Raw genomic sequence first — 14,554 nt, forward strand, 5'->3', positions numbered from 1 at the left:
CGTTGCGCCCCTTTTTGGTGTTTCTGATTTTACTCAATCGCTATATCAGTTTCCTGTGTCGCAGCAATTGCTTCTCAATACCGATTCAAGCGAATTAAAAAATTATCTAAAAATACCAAACCGAATTCTTTTATCTCCGTCATAATCAAATGTATGGAGTCAGAAAAACAGCTAATCGCTCAAGTTAAAATTGGAAATATCCAAGCTTTTCAGGAGCTTGTAGACACTTATAGTCACAAGCTGTATTCGGCTGCCTACCGGATTTTAGGGGATAGAGCGCATGCCGAGGACTGCATTCAAGAAGTATTTTTAAAAATCTATCGTAAGATTGATAGTTTTGATGACCGCTCAAAGTTTTCGACTTGGCTGTATTCGATTACTGTTAACACCGCTATTGATATGCAGCGGAGTATGGCAAGACATCAGCATACTCAGCCGCTGGAGACCAGTGTAATAGAGAAAACTGAATCCAAGCATCAAGAAACTCCTGAAGCCGAACATTGGCAGCGAGACCTATCCAAACTCACCCAAAAAGCATTAGCTGAACTAAGTGAGGATTTAAGAATGGCATTTTTGCTTAAGCACTTTGATGGGCGAAGTATTGAAGAGATAAGTCAAATCTTGGAAATTAATCCCAACACTGTCAAGAACAGGATATTTAGGGCCGTTAATCAGTTAAAAAAACTAATGTCATTGAACCTTTCAGTATCTGAGGTAATTCCATATGAGTAGTCCAAATGGTAAAGATTGGAGCGATGAAGATCTAATCTTATATTTCTATCAAGAACTTGACGAAGAAACTCGTAATAGACTCGGAATCTCATTGCAAACATCTGATAAATTACGACAGCGTTACGAGAATTTAACTCATCATCTAGACGGTCAGTTAACGATTAATATTCCTCCACCAAGTGACCGCTTAAAACAGAATATTATGGCAGGCATTTATCGAGAGTCACTACAAAGTGAAAAGGTTCGACAGGACAAATTATTAGAAGCTAACTCTCCTCGTGAAAAACTTATTTCTTGGAAACGCTACTTTCCCTCGGTTAAGTTGATTGGCGCGAGCGCACTTAGTTTGACTCTTGTTGTTGGGATATTTTACTTTGGACGTTGGAGTGCGACGATTCAACCAACCAGACCTGTAGCTGATAATCATCAAGAGCCACCAAGTCAACTAGCGGCCTCATTTACTGATGCGACAGCGACAAGAGTGCTTATGAGTCGGCTCAACGACCATTTAGAGACGAGTAATCGAGTTTTGACATTAGTATCAAATGGAAATGGCGATTTAAGCGCCCAAATTGATCAAAGAAAACTGTTGATAGAGGAATTGATCGTTTTTAATCGAATTTACCGACGCTTGGCCAAAAATAACGGCGACAATCAGCTCGCCGAACTGTTACGACAAATGGAAGTTTTATTGATTGAATTAGACAACATTAGCACGCAGCAAGCGACAGGAGAAAGCCTAAACGCATTGAACCAAATCAAAGAGCGCATGGAACAAGGCGATTTACTATTCAAACTAAAGATCACCAAGAAAAAATTTAAAAATGATTTCATTTGATAGCAAACTTCTTTTCGGTGACTCCGTCATAAACATTAATTCGAGCAACAAAAAACTAGGTAATGATAAATGATTAAATATGTTAATCGATTCAAAAAGCAACCAAAACGCCGAGCCAATAACGGTGTGCTTGCGGCAATATTTGGTATCGCCATATCCAGTTGTGCAGCAGTTTATGCTGAAGAAGGATTATATGTTCAAGGGCAGAAACAGCTCGATAACAGGGAATGGTCGCAAGCTCAAAATTCGTTTAATCAATTAATCGAAAAAGGCGAGGGTAAACAAGATGCGACTTTGTATTGGCTAGCTTATGCCTATTTTAAAGGTAAGAAAAGCCAACAAGCTTTGAACACTATTAATACCCTAATCGACGGGCATCCCAATAGCAAATGGGTTGATGATGCTAAAGCGTTGCGTGCGGAGATTAAAGATGAAAGAGGGGAAGCGGCTGATATTTCAGATGATGAGCTAAAACTATATGCGATAGATTCATTAATGAGTGCTTCGAGTGAGCGTGCCTATAACGTATTATCGAAGATCATCAACTCAAACAATTCTATCAAGATCAAAAAGCGCGCGATGTTTGTACTTAGTCAAACAGGATCTAAAAAGGGTTTTCAATTAGTTAGCGACATCGCTTTAAACAACGCGGAACCCGAATTGCAATTGAATGCGATAGAAATGATGGGACTGGCCGGTGATTCCAATGCGCGCTTAGTATTACGTCAAGTAATTGATGAATCTAAAGATGACAAGCTCAGGCAAAAAGCGCTCGAAGGCTTAATGATTGCCGGAGACCACAAGACAATAAAATCGCTAGCAATGGATGGGCTTGAAGGGAAGCTGCAAACGCAAGCCATTAATTTATTAGGCGTCATGGGACAGGGGGACGCTTTGTTAGAAATGTATCAATCAAATTCTTTTATCGAACAACGTGAGAATATTTTGGACGCTTTGTCCGTCGGTGATGGATATCAACAATTAGCGAGCATCATTAAAACAGAGAAAAGTGACAATCTCCGTGTCACTGCTATTGAGCGTCTGGGAATTATGAGTTCGAGAAAATCCGGTGATTTACTGACTGAGCTTTATCAATCAAGTCGTAATAAAAAGGAAAAGTCGGCGGTTATTCAAGCTCTATTTATCCAATCAAACGCTAAAGCTTTAATTCAAATTGCCAAAGCAGAAAAAGAGCAGAGTTTAAAAAGAAAGGCGATTCAAAGACTGTCAATGATAGATTCAGATGAAAGCATTGAGTTCTTCAGTAAAATTCTTAACCAGGAGTGATTCCAGTGAACTTAAGTAAAAAATTCTTATTTCTTAATGTCATACTTGGCGCGTGCTTTGTTAACTTATCAATCGCATCAGAATCGCTACAAGTAAGCTCAAGCATTGAAGCGACATTGAATGAAGTTGAAGTTAATCAAGAACAATGGTTTCAATATCAAGTTGTCATGGAACCCAACAATGGCAGTCCTTGTTGCTACCACTCGAAAAATCAAAAGTATTGTGCGTTATCAGGTGAAAACAAGGGTAGGGGTAGTCTATATTCTAGCGACTCAATCGATTCCGATTTACTTAATATTTACTTTCAATTAGATGTTGATGAAGTAACGGCGATGATTGTTGCCGGCGGAGCTTGTCCGGTAAATGTTGAAGGTACTTCAGTAACAGAACTTTTAAATGTGTCTAACCAGCAGAGCGTGGCCTTTTTAAGCGCTCAACTTGAGAAAGTTACAATTCCTAATATTACCGACAAAATCATCTCGAGCATTGCGATGCATAAAGGTGTCGATGCCCAACGCACGATCGAAAACTTATTGAGCGTTAGCAAGCATAGAGAAAAGGCTATCTTTTGGCTAGGTGCGGCCAGAAACGAAGCTGGCTATGAGGTCCTTGCTAGCCTGCTAGATGACGAAAAAGTCGGTCTAAAAACAAAAAAACAAGTCATATTTGCGTTGAGTCAAAACTCCAGCAAAAACGCTTTTCCTCGATTAATGCGATTAGCCAAGCAAAGTAGCGATCCAGTTATTAAAGGGGAATCGCTATTTTGGTTAGCTCAGAATAACGTAGAGGCGGCTTTTCCAGTAATAGAATCAATACTAAAAGGTTCACCTTCACGACGTTTAACTGATAAAGCCGTGTTTGCGCTTTCGCAATATTCAGGTGAAAGAAGCTGGAGTAAATTAGTCGACCTAGCGCGCAACCATAGTGATTCTCATGTACGCGAAAAAGCCATCTTTTGGCTTTCGCAAAAGTCAGTACCGGGTGAGAAGTTTGATGCATTACCGATTCTTCTTAAGTTGGCTAATTCCAATGAGGCCAGAAAGATTAAAGAACAAGCGGTTTTTGGAATTTCACAACTTAAAGATGAGAGGGCTGTTGAAGGACTGGTCTCATTGATTAACGGGAGTCGGGATAAGCGTGTTAAACAGCGAGCTAATTTTTGGTTAGGTCAATCTGAACACCCGAAAGCGCTTGAATACATTGATACAATGTTGGTTTCTGCAAAGAATGAATAAGAAATCTCGGTGTCTCTGAGGACAACACTGATTGTATTTAGCCCAATTTTTACCGAGAAAAATTTTTGCCAAGCAGCCCGACGAGCAAATTCCTTATTTGCTCAGCCGGGTCAAGTTATCGTTTTAGCTAGGTCATTTAAACGAGAAAAGTCGCCAGTTAATCGAACGTTTTAATTCAAGCTTTTTACGTTCAAAATTGACGACTGGTCGAAAGAGGCTATAGACTCCTGCTTTATGACCGGTTCATCAAAAAGTGTTTCCTCGTCGCGGTTAATTTGCAGATCATTGGTCAAGTCTGCAAAAGGAAACAAACCCCTATCCATTAAATGAGACGGTGCGACATTGCTAATTGAGCGAAAAATATTTTCGATTCGACCAGGAAATTGGTTTTCCCATGATTTAAGCATGAGTTTAATTTGTTTTCTCTGAAGGTTTTCTTGTGAACCACAAAGATTACAAGGAATGATAGGAAAGGCCTTCAACTCAGCAAACTTTGCGATATCAGATTCTTTACAATAAGCCAGCGGACGTATGACCGTGTTTTTACCATCGTCGCTGAGTAATTTAGGCGGCATTGATTTCATTTTTCCACCGAAGAACATGTTAAGAAATAACGTTTCGATAATGTCCTCTCGATGATGACCCAGTGCAATTTTTGTGCACTGATGCTCTTGCGCCCAGGAGTAGATGATGCCTCGGCGTAATCGAGAACATAGCGCACAGGTCGTTTTTCCTTCAGGCACCTTATCTTTGACGATGCTATAAGTATCTTCTTCAATGATATGATACGGAACATCGATTGATTTTAGGTAGTTGGGTAATATCTCTTCTGGAAAACCGGGCTGTTTTTGGTCAAGGTTTACTGCGACCAGTTCAAAATTAACGGGTGCGCTTGCTTTTAAATTAAGCAATATTTCTAACATTGTATAGCTGTCTTTGCCGCCCGAAAGACATACCATGACCTTATCGCCATCTTCAATCATTTTAAAATCGTCAATCGCTCGGCCGACATTGCGTCGAAGACGCTTGTGTAACTTATTGTATTCAAGCTTGTTTTTTCGATCTGTTTGGATAACTTCGTTCATTTATCTATCAATTTTGGTGCGACTTCATAAATTGGTCAGCGATTATACAAAAATAGCTTTCAATTGGTTAGTCTTTTTAAATTTGAATGATTCTTTGCTTCGTTCTTTTGAGACGAGTACTATGCTTATGGTATTCGAACGCACTTGTAACAATGTGCTGACAAAATATTCACGCTCAAACGCATAACAATAAAGAGAAAAACGCGCCTGTATGTTGAACAAACTCTGGATTAGCTTCTTCCTGGTATCTTTTTTAGCCGCGCTTTATACCTGGTTGGTGCTGGGTGAGTTTGAAGTTTTTAATCAGATTGTCGAAAGCATATTTAACATGTCAAAACTAAGCGCTGAAATCGCGCTGGGTTTGATAGGAGTATTAGCCTTTTGGTGTGGATTAATGAAGTTAGCGGAGCAATCAGGCTTTGCTAATGGACTTGCAAGATTATTGGGGCCGTTGTTTAAGCATTTAATGCCTGAAGTACCGAAAGGGCATCCGGCGCTCGGTTATGTGTCAATGAATATGGCCTCTAATATGATGGGGTTAGATAATGCCGCTACACCGATTGGCTTGAAAGCAATGCAAAGCCTCCAGACGCTCAATCCCAAGCCAGATACTGCCAGTAATGCTCAGATTTTATTTTTAGTGCTTAACACTTCGTCGGTGACTATATTCCCAGTCACCATCATTATGTATCGACTCCAACAAGGTGCCGCGAGTCCCACCGAGATCTTTTTGCCCATCTTGTTAGCAACAATCATGTCTACTATGGTCGGGCTAATGTCAGTTGCAATAGCCCAGAAACTTAACATTCTCCGCTGGACAGTCATTGGATATTTTGCCACTGGATTTCTTTTGGTCGGTGGCTTGCTGGCCTGGCTTATGCACCTGCCGGCTGAGGAGATGGCCGCCATGTCAGCTGGTGTTGGAAACGGGTTGCTATTTACTGCGATCGTCTCGATTGTGTTATTGGCTTATATTAAGAAAGTCGAGGTCTATGACAACTTTATTGAGGGGGCAAAGGAAGGGTTTGAAATTGCCGTTAAAATAATCCCTTATATGGTCGCTATGCTAGTCGCAATAGGTGTTCTTAGAGCCTCTGGTGTATTGTCAAAGATTACCGACAGTATTACTTGGTTGATGCGTCAAGTTGGCTTAGATACTGGGTTTGTTGAGGCGTTACCAACCGCTTTGATGCGTCCGTTTAGCGCGAGTGGTTCGCGAGCGATGATGTTGGAAACGATGAATACTTATGGCGTAGACTCCTTTGTCGCTAAGGTTGCCTCGGTAATGCAAGGAAGCACAGAAACAACGTTTTATGTAATCACTGTCTATTTTGGTGCTGTTGGTATTAAAAAAGTACGCCATGCTATCAGTTGTGGGTTAATTGCAGATTTCGCTGGGATAGTTGCTGCCATTTTAGTGAGTTATTGGTTTTTTGCGGTTTAGTACTTTTGAGTGCGTGCGAGAAACTGACCTATCAGACATCTCCATTTTGAATGCTTTTATTGGTAAAAAACTGCCAAAATTCGTCACGTAAGTAACTACTTTACACTGAAAGCCTTGGAAAAAGCAGTAAGCGTTAATAATCCGTCATATTTATGTAACATGGAACGTTGAATCATGCCATTGTCAACAAAAATCCACAGATAATCAGAAATTTTTTTGTTGCGCTTTGCACAAATAAAAGTCAGCTAGGTTAACTTGCTGATTTACTTTAAAAATAGGCTAACTTATTGATATTTAAGGAATAATATTTTGCTGTACAAAAAACGTACAATTTATAGAGGTCATAGAAATGATGCGGGTTAGGGCTAGTTTTAAAATTCTTTTCCCCAAAGTTATCCACAAGATCTGTGGAATACTTTTTTGTACGAAAAATGACAGTTGTTTTAAGCATTTATGAAAAAAAACTGGGGTTTTGTTTCTAAAAAGACCGCTATTAGGGAGTTCTTGTCATTTAGTTGCCGAAGATACTGTATAAGTCTTACCTTGCTTTTCTTTTTTGTAGTTCCCAAACACTTCGTTAAAGGTTCTTTTACAAAAATGTCGTAATCCATTAACAGTAACCACAACGAACTTTCCACCGGGTTTAAGGTGATAAAAAGCGTCATACAAAAATAAGTAGAGCATTTCATTACCGACTTTAGCCGGAATATTAGAAACAATAAGATCAAACTTCTCGTCTTTAAGCGCTGACATCCCATTACTTAATAATGCTTTCGCATTTTTTAAGTTGTTCAATTTGATATTGGCGTTTGCATGGTCGACGGCAACAAAGTCTTTATCCAAGAGTAATGTTCGTCCTTGAGGTGATTTAGCGGCCATGTAGATCCCAATAGGCCCGTAACCACAACCTAAATCAAGGCAGTCGAAATCTTCCTCAATTTCTAGGTAATTAAGCAATAATCGTGTTCCTTCATCAATCTCCTTGGGAGAAAAAACACCAAAGCTCGTTTCAAACTGAAATGGGGTACCTTGTAGGTCCGCTTTCAATAATAAAGGTTGACGAATCTTAACTGCTTCGGCTATCGGTGAAGGACACATAGTGAAATCTCTAATTATGGGCTTGAAGAACGGGCGCTATTATATGATAAAATCGCCAGCGAAGTGCAGCCCTGATTATATTGGTTAGGGATTGGTGGTTAAGTTGAGGAAGAAATGGCGAAAGATCCTGTTTATCGAGTTGTCTTTATCAATAATGGTAAGACCTATGAAGTTTATGCAACGAGCGTTGACCAGGGTTACTTGTATGGCTTTGTTCAAATTGAAGGCTTGTTATTTAATGAACGCACGAGTCTTGTGGTCGATCCGGGAGAAGAGAAGCTTAAAGCAGAATTTGACGGGGTGGGTAGAACAAATATCCCAATGCATTCCATAATTCGAATCGATGAAGTCGAAAAACAAGGTACGCCCAAGATTGGCGATGCCAAAGGTGAAGTCGTCACCGCTTTCCCGATACCCAAACCCGATAAGAGCAGCTCTTAAAATGTCTGAGATACCGCTAGGAAAATCGACTCAATATATATCGGTTTACACGCCAGAATTGTTGTTTCCAATCTTAAGAAGTGAGAAGAGAGACGAACTGGATAATCGTTTTTTAGATTTCAAAGGTAAGGACATTTGGAATGCTTTTGAAATCAGCTGGCTTAACCCAAAAGGCTTGCCAAAAATAGCGATCGGTGTGTTCGAGTTTGATGCTGGTACACCAAAGATAATCGAATCAAAGTCTTTTAAACTTTATTTAAACTCGTTTAATCAATCACGTTTTAGTTCATTGGCAGAAGTACAGTCAATTATGGCTAAAGACTTGAGCGCGGCTTGTGGTGGAGAAGTGAGCGTCGAGTTAATCGAGCCTGCTAATTTCAACCGCAATGCAATTAGCCAACTTGAGGGCGAGGTAATCGATGATATCGACATTGAAATCGCAGAATACGCCTATAATCCGTCATTGTTGGCTAATAGCACGAGTGACGAACACACTAGTGAAGTATTGGTGAGCCATTTACTGAAGAGCAACTGTTTGATTACGAGTCAACCTGATTGGGCCAGCATTCAGATTAGATACACGGGCAGTAAAATTGATCGAGCAAAATTACTCGCTTATTTAATATCTTTTCGGTCACACAATGAGTTTCACGAGCAATGCGTTGAGCGCATTTTTGCCGACATAAAATCTCTGTGCGCACCGGAAAAGCTCACTGTATACGCACGATATACGCGAAGAGGGGGGCTCGATATTAACCCTTGGCGAAGCGATTTTGAGCTTGATATTGAGAATGTTCGCTTAGCGAGGCAATAGTGTTTTGGAATGTGCCCGCGCGCAATGCTATTTTTGTACAGTCAAAGTAAGACATCCCTCGGCAAGGCGGTGATGGAATCGTAATTATTTTTCCAGTTTTGCGATTGCCAATTTTATAAAGTCACTTGATGTAATAACGCCAACGAGTTGATTGTTTTCCTCAATACAAATGCAGCCACTTTTAAGTTCTCTCAGTGATTTTGCAATGTCCAGTAGTTGCGCATTGATGTCAAAAATCATCGGCTGATCATTCATAATCGATTCGACATTTTCCGATTTTTCTTGATGCTCTAATTTATCAAATCCCTGTTTACTCACAATTGCGATGGCGTGTTTGAGCAGTCTCTTTTGATTGACGATTCCGACGGTTTTACCTGTATCGATATCTTTAACGGGTAAATGTCTAAGCTTATGTTCAGCCATCAACATACGTGCTTTATGGATATTGGTATGAACCGACACATGGATCGGTTTGGCTGTCATTAGATCTCTTGTTGTTAGCATCTTATCTCCCGGGCGGTCATTACCACTGAGATAAGTATAGGTTATACAAGTAATTTTGCTGATATTTTGAATGTGTTGATGGTCATCATACTTTTTTGATGACATAAAAAAACTCGGCGAGGAGCCGAGTTTTTTGGATTGGTTAATAGAGCTACGCGTGATCGGATGTCGCTTCTAATTCTTCTTTAACTTCATGCTTGACGTCTTCTCCATAAGTTTCTGCGCCATGCATCCAGTCTACTAATTTTCCTGATATGGGCCACAGAATCAATGCGAAGATAATATTAGCAATAGCAATACCTGCGAATATAGCCATTTCACCCATTGTTTCAGCAAAGGCACCTATATAGCCGGCGAGTAGATTTGCGAAGAAATTGATTAAGAACCAAACCCCCATCATCAAACTAGCGAGTCTCAGTGGTGCTAGTTTAGTGGTCATGGATAGCCCAACGGGGCTGATACAAAGTTCACCCATTGTGTGAAACAAATAGGCTAGTGCAAGCCACCACATTGAGGCTAAACCATTGGCTTGCTGATCATAAACAGCTGCAACCATGAAGAAAAAGCCGATTGCTGTAAGCATCAAGCCAATTACCATTTTAAATGGTGTGGCAGGGTTTTTACTTCCCATTTTTATCCACATCATTGAGAAAACTGGCGCTAAGATTACTATGTAAAACGGATTAAGGGACTGGAACCAACCTGCAGGAACTTCGAAATTCATAAAGTCGATCATTCGATCGGTTTTATCGTTGGCGTAGAGGTTCATTAGACCGCCCGCTTGTTCAAAAGACGCCCAGAATAAAACGACAAAGATAAAGAGAGTGAAAATAACTCTAAGACGATCACGTTCCTCTGCGGTTAGTGGCTTTTTTTCGCCCCCTGACATTTCAAGAGATAACTTTGCTGAAGGTTTTACGCCTACGTCACCGAGAAATCTATTTGCAAGTGCCAGTTGAATAATGACCGACAATGACATTCCCACACCGGCGGCGATATAACCGTATTTCCAACCGTAAGCAGGATCCTCACCGAGGGTAGAACATATTAATGGCGCGAGGAAAGCACCAACATTGATGCCCATATAGAAAATAGTAAACGCACCATCACGGCGGGTGTCATGTTCACCGTAAAGGTCACCGACCATTGTCGAAATATTGGGCTTAAAAAATCCGTTTCCTATAATCAACAACACTAACCCGATAAAGAAAAGCGTCGTATTTCCAGGGATTGAAGCGGCTAATACAAACTGAGCGAGAGCCATCAATACCCCGCCAATAATTATCGAGCGACGTTGTCCGATAAAGTTGTCAGCGAGCCAACCGCCGATTAAAGGGGTGAAATAAACTAAACCCGTGTACCACCCGTAAAGCTTTAGCGCATCACCTTGGCTCCAACCGAAACCAGGGTTTGCGGCTTCTGTCCCAGCAACCAGGGTAAGAACGAGGAGCGCACGCATCCCGTAGTAACTAAACCTTTCCCACATTTCAGTCGTAAATAGTAGGAATAGGCCTTTTGGATGACCTAAGATCTCCCCCGGAGGAATATTGTAATTCATATAGATAGAGCTCCAAATTTATTTATTTTTTAGGAATCTTAATTCAGTTCGACAGCGGAACTGAAGATTCTTTTTGTTGTAATATTGTTATTAATTTTCGCGATGCAGATTAAAAATAATCCGTAATGGCACTAACGAAATCCTTGTTAGTAATTCGGCTATTTTCGCTATATTTTGCCAATTTCACACGCTACATAACCCGTGTAGTCGGAGTTTTATAACCTTTTCATCTAGCATATACAAGTGAAGTTTTAAGTAAATTTTGGAGCTCCGATGTCCAAAATCATCTAATTTATCGTCTTTTTGAGAATAATCGTGGTATTAATTTCTTCGAAAAAGAACACTTAATTCGCTTAATCTGTAGTCTCTAGCGATATATTAAATCTAGATTGAAGTGATTTGAGGATTCTTAAAAAAGCTATTAATTGGCCAACTATTTGGCTAAAAACTAGGCGACAAATTGTAGTTTTCAGGTACAATAGCGCCAAATTTTTGGAAAGGAACCAGATTGTGAGCTTTTTAGCCTGTCGCATATACAAAACTGATGAAGGTGTCGAGCACCGCTTAGAGCAAATGTCGCTTGAAGAGCTTTCCGACGGCGAGGTCGTGATTCGCGTTCATTACACCGGGGTGAATTACAAAGACGCGCTTGGCGCCACAGGTCGCGGCCAAATATTGAAGCGTTTTCCCCTTAATGGTGGTATCGATTTAGCAGGGGTAGTTGAGTCGTCAGAAGACGGGCGTTTTAAGCCAGGCGATGAAGTTGTTGTGAATGGCTGCGGATTGGGAGAAAGTCACGATGGCGGTCTTGCCCAATATGCTCGCGTACCTGCTGACTGGGTTATGCCGGTACCAAATGGATTGACGATGCAAGAGTGTATGATTTTGGGTACTGCAGGATTCACGGCGGGACTCGCGATCCATAGAATGCTGGAAAACAATCAAACCAAAGACAAAGGCCCAATTGTCGTCACTGGCGCTAGCGGTGGGGTTGGTTCTGTTGCGGTCGATATGTTGAGTCAGCTCGGTTTTGAGACGATCGCAGTCAGTGGCCGACGAGAATTTGATGATTATCTTACCCAGCTTGGAGCGAGCGAAGTCTGTTCGATTGATGATCTAAACCTTGGTAGCAGGCCATTGGAGAAAGGTCGGTTTGGCGGTGTTATTGATAACGTTGGTGGCAGCTTACTAAGCCAGCTAATCGCTCATACGAATTTATGGGGTAATATCGCGAGCATTGGTTTGGCTGATAGTCACAAATTAGATACGACTGTTTTTCCGATGATTCTGCGTGGTGTCAGTATCTTGGGAGTCAGTTCAACCAACTGCCCAATGCCATTGCGTAAAGCAATTTGGCAACGTATGGGAGCTGATTTAAAGCCTAACCATTTGCAGCGTATCTTAACTGAAGAGGTTCCCTTAAAAGCGGTCTCTGGCGTTTTTGATGATCTTTTGGACCGCAAGAAACACGGGCGTATCGTTATTAATTGTCAGTAATTAATAGCCAGTTTATAAGTGTGACTATTTTGTCGTCATTCGCAAATAGCCAATATTTTTAGAGTAATAGGAAGATTAATGAAGAACCAACTCGCTAAAATCGTTGATAAATTAAATGCCAAGCCCAAGTGGATGAGAGGTTGGTTATTAGATTATGTACTCGGTTCAACGATTAAGTTTGTGGGTACCGCGGGAGTTCAATGTAAAAAATTGACCCAGCAAGAGTCAATTTTCGTACTTAAAAATCGTAAGAAAGTCCAAAACCATATTGGAACGGTCCATGCTGCAGCAACAAGTTTAGTTGCAGAGACTGCTAGTGGAATGGTTGTCGGGATGAATATACCGGATGATAAAATTCCTGTATTGAAAACAATGCATATTGATTATACCAAACGTTCAACTGGAAACTTACGCGCACATGCGACTATCTCCGAAGAGCAAGTCGAGCGACTTTATAAAGAAGAAAAGGGCGATACAGTTATATCAGTAACTGTAACTGACGACGCAGGAGTAGAACCTGTAGAATGTCAGATGACATGGGCATGGGTGCCCAAGATTAGAAAGTAATCTGTTCGTTAGCAGATTAGATTTATAAAACAGATAGCGTTAGTTCGAGAATTTCATGCAAGTATATTTAACTGCCCTAGGTTGTCGGTTAAACGAAGCAGAGCTTCAAATGTGGGCGGATGATTTCCGTTCGCAAGGTATCACTGTCACTGCGGAAATAAGTGACGCAAATTTAATGGTTATCAATACCTGCGCAGTTACCGGCGAAGCCGCTAGAAAGTCACGACAAACCATTCGCAAACTGCATCGACAAAACCCGCAAGCAAAACTTGTTGTTACTGGCTGTTATGCATCTTTAGAGAAATCTCAAGCTGAAGACATCTTAGGTGTTGACTTGGTCGTTGACAATGTGGACAAGCAAAAACTACCGAGCAAAGCAAAAGAACTCCTCGACTGGAAGTCGATGCCACACGCGGCGACCGAGCCAGCCGAGTCTGCCTTGTTTGTTCGTAATCGTGAGCGAGCTTTTATAAAAATTCAAGATGGTTGCCGCTATCGCTGTACTTATTGCATTGTAACTGTGGCACGTGGAGAAGAAGTCAGTCGGACTCGTGAAGATTTGGTGGCCGAGATCAACCGGTTACACGCTGATGGGATTCAAGAAATCGTCCTAACTGGCGTTCATGTGGGTGGCTATGGTTCGGATATCGAAACCTCTTTGTATGATTTGGTTGTTGATATTTTAGATAAAACAGCAATCCCTAGAATTCGGTTCGCCTCAGTTGAACCTTGGGATTTACCGGAAGGTTTTTTTGAGCTTTTTAAAGACAAGCGTTTAATGCCACATATGCATCTTCCAATACAAAGTGGCAGTAATAAAATCTTGCGCAAAATGTCCCGTCGCTGTAAGTCCGAAACATTTTCTGAATTGGTGGCAAAAGCGCGAAGCGTTGTACCAGAGTTTAACGTTACCACCGATATCATTGTAGGATTCCCCGGTGAAGATGAAGACGATTTTGCTTTATCAGAAAAAATTGTTGAAGCGTTAGAGTTTGGGCATGTACACATCTTTGCCTACTCCAATCGAGCAGGGACTAAAGCAGCAAGGCTTCCCGGCCAGCTTGACAATCAGACTAAAAAAGAACGAAGCCAAAAACTTCATCAATTGGCTGCTGAAGCAAAGTTTAAATCGATGCATAAAATGATTGGCCAACAACAACGAATATTATGGGAAGGCAAAGGCCAGAAGACCGAAGAAGGAAAATATCGATTTTATGGGCATACAGAAAATTACCATAAAGTCGCGATTGAAATTGATCAACCAATCGATATTTCGAATCGAATCATCGAGTGTGAGATTTCCGAGTATGATAAAGTTAATGGTGCACTTATTGCGATACCACTGGAACCAATTCAAAATCAAGAATCGCCAGACAAGTTGATTTTAGTTCAGGTTTAAGTATCAAAGTGTTGGAGCGCATCGGCCAATGGGTTGGATGGGTTAATCGCTCATC

14 protein-coding genes are annotated in these 14,554 nt (G+C 41.0%); 10 read left to right on the forward strand and 4 right to left on the reverse strand.

Going from position 1 to position 14,554, the window contains the following annotated elements:
- Window positions 1–153: 153 nt before the first annotated feature.
- The 4 genes from FLL45_RS20630 to FLL45_RS20645 all read left to right on the forward strand — a co-directional run bounded on the left by FLL45_RS20630 (window position 154) and on the right by FLL45_RS20645 (window position 4,092).
- Window positions 154–732, forward strand: coding sequence for an RNA polymerase sigma factor (locus FLL45_RS20630; protein WP_142943957.1), 579 nt, complete (start codon window positions 154–156; stop codon window positions 730–732).
- Complete coding sequence (locus FLL45_RS20635; RefSeq protein ID WP_142943958.1) at window positions 725–1,570, forward strand: hypothetical protein; 846 nt, start codon at window positions 725–727, stop codon at window positions 1,568–1,570. Before FLL45_RS20630 ends, FLL45_RS20635 begins: the two co-directional genes overlap by 8 nt.
- A gap of 69 nt (window positions 1,571–1,639) precedes the next feature.
- Window positions 1,640–2,857, forward strand: coding sequence for a HEAT repeat domain-containing protein (locus FLL45_RS20640; RefSeq protein WP_142943959.1), 1,218 nt, complete (start codon window positions 1,640–1,642; stop codon window positions 2,855–2,857).
- A 5-nt stretch (window positions 2,858–2,862) separates the two neighbouring features.
- The gene (locus FLL45_RS20645) at window positions 2,863–4,092 is read left to right on the forward strand and encodes a HEAT repeat domain-containing protein (protein ID WP_142943960.1); all 1,230 of its coding nucleotides are present in this window, start codon (window positions 2,863–2,865) and stop codon (window positions 4,090–4,092) included.
- A 170-nt stretch (window positions 4,093–4,262) separates the two neighbouring features.
- On the opposite strand, the gene ttcA is transcribed toward FLL45_RS20645, so the two are convergent.
- A complete protein-coding gene (ttcA, locus tag FLL45_RS20650; protein ID WP_142943961.1) occupies window positions 4,263–5,177 on the reverse strand; it encodes a tRNA 2-thiocytidine(32) synthetase TtcA in 915 nt (304 codons plus the stop codon).
- Between the two features lie 211 nt (window positions 5,178–5,388).
- Here ttcA and FLL45_RS20655 point away from each other — a divergent pair, with 211 nt between their 5' ends.
- Window positions 5,389–6,621 carry a nucleoside recognition domain-containing protein gene (locus FLL45_RS20655; protein WP_142943962.1) on the forward strand — a complete coding sequence of 411 codons (1,233 nt, stop codon included), beginning with the start codon at window positions 5,389–5,391 and terminating at the stop codon, window positions 6,619–6,621.
- 507 nt (window positions 6,622–7,128) lie between these two features.
- On the opposite strand, the gene FLL45_RS20660 is transcribed toward FLL45_RS20655, so the two are convergent.
- Complete coding sequence (locus FLL45_RS20660; RefSeq protein ID WP_142943963.1) at window positions 7,129–7,719, reverse strand: class I SAM-dependent methyltransferase; 591 nt, start codon at window positions 7,717–7,719, stop codon at window positions 7,129–7,131.
- Between the two features lie 114 nt (window positions 7,720–7,833).
- Here FLL45_RS20660 and FLL45_RS20665 point away from each other — a divergent pair, with 114 nt between their 5' ends.
- Window positions 7,834–8,160 (forward strand): DUF1820 family protein, encoded by a 327-nt coding sequence (locus tag FLL45_RS20665; protein ID WP_142943964.1) that lies wholly within the window; start codon window positions 7,834–7,836, stop codon window positions 8,158–8,160.
- Between the two features lies 1 nt (window position 8,161).
- Entirely contained in the window at window positions 8,162–8,974 is an 813-nt protein-coding gene (gene queF / locus FLL45_RS20670; RefSeq protein ID WP_210247255.1) for an NADPH-dependent 7-cyano-7-deazaguanine reductase QueF, read from the forward strand.
- A gap of 84 nt (window positions 8,975–9,058) precedes the next feature.
- On the opposite strand, the gene FLL45_RS20675 is transcribed toward queF, so the two are convergent.
- The gene (locus FLL45_RS20675) at window positions 9,059–9,583 is read right to left on the reverse strand and encodes a CBS domain-containing protein (RefSeq protein WP_142943966.1); all 525 of its coding nucleotides are present in this window, start codon (window positions 9,581–9,583) and stop codon (window positions 9,059–9,061) included.
- A gap of 46 nt (window positions 9,584–9,629) precedes the next feature.
- The gene (locus FLL45_RS20680; RefSeq protein ID WP_142943967.1) at window positions 9,630–11,036 is read right to left on the reverse strand and encodes a peptide MFS transporter; all 1,407 of its coding nucleotides are present in this window, start codon (window positions 11,034–11,036) and stop codon (window positions 9,630–9,632) included.
- Between the two features lie 510 nt (window positions 11,037–11,546).
- Here FLL45_RS20680 and FLL45_RS20685 point away from each other — a divergent pair.
- From FLL45_RS20685 to mtaB, 3 genes are all read left to right on the forward strand, one after another.
- Entirely contained in the window at window positions 11,547–12,533 is a 987-nt protein-coding gene (locus FLL45_RS20685; protein WP_142943968.1) for a YhdH/YhfP family quinone oxidoreductase, read from the forward strand.
- A 78-nt stretch (window positions 12,534–12,611) separates the two neighbouring features.
- Complete coding sequence (locus tag FLL45_RS20690; protein ID WP_142943969.1) at window positions 12,612–13,100, forward strand: DUF4442 domain-containing protein; 489 nt, start codon at window positions 12,612–12,614, stop codon at window positions 13,098–13,100.
- A 55-nt stretch (window positions 13,101–13,155) separates the two neighbouring features.
- Entirely contained in the window at window positions 13,156–14,499 is a 1,344-nt protein-coding gene (gene mtaB, locus FLL45_RS20695) for a tRNA (N(6)-L-threonylcarbamoyladenosine(37)-C(2))-methylthiotransferase MtaB (RefSeq protein WP_142943970.1), read from the forward strand.
- Window positions 14,500–14,554: the final 55 nt, after the last annotated feature.

Source organism: Aliikangiella marina, assembly GCF_007004765.1.
In the GTDB taxonomy this organism is placed as follows: domain Bacteria; phylum Pseudomonadota; class Gammaproteobacteria; order Enterobacterales; family Kangiellaceae; genus Aliikangiella; species Aliikangiella marina.